Annotated in this window: 5 protein-coding genes and 1 pseudogene; all 6 read right to left on the reverse strand. The window is 66.2% G+C overall.

What is annotated here, in order from left to right:
* Positions 1–134: 134 nt before the first annotated feature.
* Positions 135–1058 (reverse strand): RepB family DNA primase, encoded by a 924-nt coding sequence (locus LG219_RS15605; RefSeq protein WP_008168803.1) that lies wholly within the window; start codon positions 1056–1058, stop codon positions 135–137.
* The gene (locus tag LG219_RS15610; RefSeq protein WP_008168805.1) at positions 1055–1555 is read right to left on the reverse strand and encodes an IncQ-type mobilization protein MobB; all 501 of its coding nucleotides are present in this window, start codon (positions 1553–1555) and stop codon (positions 1055–1057) included. The genes LG219_RS15605 and LG219_RS15610 overlap by 4 nt, the downstream gene beginning before the upstream one ends.
* 328 nt (positions 1556–1883) lie before the next feature.
* A pseudogene (locus tag LG219_RS15615) lies at positions 1884–2297 on the reverse strand (relaxase/mobilization nuclease domain-containing protein); the annotation flags it as partial.
* On the reverse strand, positions 2294–2680 hold the full coding sequence (locus LG219_RS15140) for a plasmid mobilization protein (RefSeq protein ID WP_008168810.1): 387 nt from the start codon (positions 2678–2680) through the stop codon (positions 2294–2296). The gene LG219_RS15140 and the pseudogene LG219_RS15615, both read right to left, overlap by 4 nt.
* A gap of 145 nt (positions 2681–2825) precedes the next feature.
* Positions 2826–3719: a DNA-binding protein gene (locus LG219_RS15145; protein WP_008168811.1), complete on the reverse strand. Its 894-nt coding sequence runs from the start codon at positions 3717–3719 to the stop codon at positions 2826–2828.
* A 515-nt stretch (positions 3720–4234) separates the two neighbouring features.
* Positions 4235–4534, reverse strand: coding sequence for a hypothetical protein (locus tag LG219_RS15150; RefSeq protein WP_023277449.1), 300 nt, complete (start codon positions 4532–4534; stop codon positions 4235–4237).
* Between the last annotated feature and the right edge of the window lie 156 nt (positions 4535–4690).

Here is a 4690-nt window from a genome sequence, read left to right on the forward strand (position 1 = left end):
CATTCGTGCAGCGGACTCCTGATACTGTTCGTTCAATAGACGACTGCACAACAGCCTTCAAACCGCGTTGTCTGGTGCAGTCGTCTTCTGAAAATGACAACAGCCCCCACGCCCTGCTGGGCTGGGGGAAAGTCTCAACGGATCATGCCGGGGCCGTCCCGGTCGCGGCTGCGCTGTGCTTGCCGCTCTCGCTCCTGCTCCTGCTCCTGCCGGTGGGCCTGCACCTCTGGCGCTGCCCACGCATTGGCCGCCGTGCGCCGGGCGTAGTCCTCGACGTGGCCCGCCTTGCGGCTCTCAACGTGCGGGGAGCATTCCAGGATGCCCTTCTCGATGTCCTGCGCCGTGAAGCGCCCGGATTTCGCCATGTCCGTGGCAATCATCCAGTCCAGCCGGGAGAAGTCGGCTTCCTTGCCGTACCGCTGCATCAGGCGCTGCGCCTGCCGCTGGTACTCCTTCACCGGGTCGTATTGCGAGCCATAGCCGCCCGGCTTGGCCGTTTCCAGCGCCTCTAGGCGCTTTTCCCGCTCTTGCTGGGCCGCTGCCCTGTCTAGGTGCTGCTCGATGCGTTCTAGGTACGATGGCGCGGATCTGGCGGCCTTGCCGGGGCAGTCGTGGGCCAGTACGTAGGGCTGGCGACCGTCACGGGCGTGCTGCGGCTTCTGGTTGGTGAAGCCTGCCAGCCGCCCATAGTGGCGACTGTCGCCGCCGTACTGCTTCGCCAGCCCCTGCGCCGCGATGCGCCGCACGTCTGCGGATAACGGTTTATCCGACAGCTTGACCCACGCCTGATAGTTGCCGGGGCTGGTTTCGATGGTCGCAGCGGGGGCGAATCCTTCCGCCTTCATGCGCTCCAGAGCCTGCGGCTTGAGGTCATCGACCAGCACTAGGCCATGCTCGCCAGCCGGGCGGATATACACGTCGTTGCCTTTGGCGTTCATCCGCTTGAGCCACGCGGCGGACTGCTCCAGCTCGGCGCGGCTCCATTCCCGGTTCATCATCTGGCCGGTCTTAGCCTCCCGGATGCCCACCTCGAAGCGCGGCACGTCCAGCGCCGTCACCTGCCTCTGGATGGCTTCAAGGCTTCGATCACGGCGGGTTTCAGGTACTCCGCCACCGCTTGCGCGTCCAGCATGTTCTGCACCTTGGGCGGGGCCAGCCAAAGCCAAAAGCCGCTCACGAGCGCCGCCGTAACCAACCCCGTTACCACGGCTAGGCCGTAGTGCCTCCACTCCATCCGCTGCCCGGCTTGGTTCAGGCTCTCGGCGGCTTGGCTCGCTGCAGCTACCGCGTCCTTGTAGCCCTTCACCGACTCCGATAGCTGGCGCGTGAACGTCTCGCCCTGCTCCCGGCTCTTGCGGTCGATCTCGGCCAGCGTCTGCCGGGTCTCGTCGGCCAGCGCCGCCATTGCTTGGGCCAGCGGCTCCAGCGTCGCGGCCAAGTCCTCCGCGCTCTGGTGCTTGGCCTGCCTCACTGTCTCGATCTGGCTCGCCAAACGCTCTAGCCGCGTCTCGTTCGATGCTGCGGCGGACTGCCGCAAAGTCTCTGTCTTGCTCATAGCTGATGCCCCTTTTCTGGATGCCTGCGGCGGTGTAGCCCTTCCCTAAGTCGCTGCCCTTCATGGTCACGCCGTCCAGCCGGTACGACAGACCGGACAGCTTCGCGCCGTTGAGCTGGGCCACCGGCACCACCTCCACGCCTGCCGCCTCCAGTCGCTCCTGGTACTCGCTGAAGCTGCGGCAATCCCTGGCGCACGCGTCACAAATCTGCTGGAGCTGCTGCCGGGCGCTGGGCTGGCCGGTGCGGGCGTGCTGCTCGATCTCGCCCTTGGTCGGCGCTTTGCGCTCGGCCTCGATGCTCGGGGCCACCCGTTGCAGGCCGTAATCCCGTTCGATCTCTCGCATGATGGTTTCCTGCCGCTTGTAGTCCTGCCCGTCGCTGACCACCTCGCCGGCGTGGGTGATGCGGTTCGCCAAGATGTGGATGTGCTCGTGCTCGGTGTCGGTGTGCCGGGTGATGACGAACTGGTTGTCCTTGAAGCCCATCCCGCGCAAATAACGCTGCCCGACTTCCCGCCACTGCTCATCCGTAAGCTTTTCGCCGGGGGCGGCGGATAGCGAAACATGCATAACTGCCTTGCCCAAGTTCGGGCGAAGCTTGCGAATCTCGCCAAATTCTGCGGCGAGTTCTCGCGGGTTTTGCCCGGCCATGTTGCTATCAATGACGCGGCCCTTCTCTTTCGTGAGGTCGTATTCCAGCGCCCCACGGAAGCCGCGGCCCTTGACCATCTTGGCAATCATTCGCCGCCACCCGCGCCAATGAGGGCCAGCCGAAGCCGCCCGACTTCACCGGCCAGCCGCTGCAAAAGCGCGTCGGCAACGGTGACGGGGCGGCCTTCGTTCGCCAGCCGGGTTAGCTGGTTGAGGTTGGCCGCGAGTCTCGCCAGTTCGGCGTACTGCTCGCGGTTGATGGGCGGGACTGGTGGCGACGGTAGGCGTCGGGATAGCGCCGCTTCCCGCAGCCACTGTGCCGGGGTCATGCCCATCTGATCGGCCTTGGCCCGGAGTGCGGCGTATTCCTCCGCCGACACCCGGACGCCAATGGTCGAGGCGCGCACGGCGGAGGGGTCGCCCTTGGGGCGGCCTCCTCTGCCTTTGCGCGGTGGGGTTGTTTCTGCCGTCATGAACGAGCCTCCAACGAGTGAATGCGGCGGGCGGTGCCGACCGAAGGGAGCGCCGCCGGGGTGCAGGGGCGCAGCCCATGCCAAGCCGTTTGAGCGAAGCGAAAACATGGCTTGCTTCTAACCAACTACGCCACCGATAACCACATCATACGCCAGTCGATGCGGGGGGAAAAACGGCGGGGACAGGATCTGCCTTCCGCAGCGCCTCAAGCTGCCCGGCAAGTCGTGCGGCCTGCTCGCGGGCCTCTGCTGCCACCTTGCGAGCCTCGTCACGCTCGGCCTGCGCCTGCCGGGTTTCCTGCGCTGCTGCGGCGCGGGCGGTGTCGTGGGCCTGTGCAGCCTTGGCGGCCTGCTGCTCGATCTGCTCGGCGCGGGCCTCTGCGCGGCTCACACGGTCGGCGCACGCCTCCAGCTTGGCGGCCAGCACGGCGGCCTGTTGTTCGGCGGCGGTGCGGCCCTGCTGTGCCTCGGCCAATGCGGCGCGTAGGCGCACAAGCTCGGCGGCCTGCTCGCTCACGCGCTCGGCCTGCGCCTCGATCTTGTGCCGGGCGGTTGCCACCTCCAGCCGCGCAGACTCTGCCGCCTGCTGCTCGCGCTCGATGCGCTGCTGCGCCTCGGCCAAGTCGGCGGCCTGCTGGGCGGCTTTGCCTGCCAGCGTGTCGCGCTCAGTGGTCAGCACGGCCACCTGCTCGGCCAGCTCGTCGCGTTCGTCTTCCAGCACCTCGCCAGCGGCGGCCAGTTCGGCGGCCTCCGCCTGCGCCTGCACCAGACGGCCCTCGATCTCGCCGCGTGCCCGCGATGCGGCCCGCTCGATCTCGGCGGCAATGGCAGCGGTCAGCGCCTGCGGCAGTTCCGGCGCAGCGGCGGCGGCCACCGGGCGAGCCTCACGCCACGCGGCCAGATGCTTGTGGATGGTGTTCGGGCTGCCGGTGTCGCCCAACCGCTCCCGCACCGCCCGGATGGTCGGCTGCTGACCCTCGCCTGCCAGCGCATCAGCGACGGCGGCGACCTGCTCAAAAGTGATGCCCTGACGTGCCATGATCGTTGCTCCTTTCGTACCGTATCGGTGTAAATCGTATCAATACAGATATGATACGCAATACAGATACGATACGCAAGCGGTTTTCGTAACGTACCGCTGCCCGGTCGGCTGCTCGTTTTTGGTGAAACACCGTGCTGACGCCTCGCCTTCGGCTCGTTGTCGGCCAGCCGTCGAACGAAAAGCGGAGCTTTCCGCCCGCCGCCCGGCTCCGGCCAGAAACGGGCCTACAGCGCGTTTTGAGAAGGTAAGAAAGGGGGCAGGCAGGGCCACGTCGAGAAAACGCCGCCACGGGCCGCCTACTAGTGGAGAGGGGGTCAAGCGAACCGTGGAATAAAGGGGGTAGCCCGTAGGGGGGCACCGTTGATGCCGCGAAAGTCGCTTGATGCCCTCGGAGCGCCCCAGCCTGAGCGAGTGGGGGCAGGACGAAGGGCGAAGACCGCCACCCTGCCCCCCGAGCCTCACGGCGGCGAGTGGCCCCCGGCAGGGCCGCCGGAGGCATCTTGCAAACACGATCAAGGCGACAGCCGTTTGACCGCATCCACAAATGACAATCTGAACAGGTGCATGGCCAGGTCGATGGCACCGCCGCCCTGCTCTTTCCGCGTGTCGTACCACTTCGGCCCGGTCGCCAGTAGCTCAACACCGCCGCCACCAATGGACACATTCAGCCGCACCGTAGCCTTGTCCTTCACCGGCACAAAGCCAGGATCACGTTTCCAGTACAGGCCCAGCCGGTCTAGCGTTTCCTGCACCGTCATTGCCCGCAACGAATCCAGCAGCGCGGGCGGAAAGGATCGACGGGCGCGACTCATGACAGCCACCCGAGGAACTGGACGAGGGGGCCGCGCCGTTCAGGCGCTATTCAAAGGCAGGCGCTATTCAAAGGCAGGCGCTATTCAAAGGCAGGCGCTATTCAAAGGCAGGCGCTATTCAAAGGCAGGCGCTATTCAAAGGCAGGCGCTATTCAA

The sequence above is a fragment of the Deefgea salmonis genome, assembly GCF_020531905.1.
In the GTDB taxonomy this organism is placed as follows: domain Bacteria; phylum Pseudomonadota; class Gammaproteobacteria; order Burkholderiales; family Chitinibacteraceae; genus Deefgea; species Deefgea salmonis.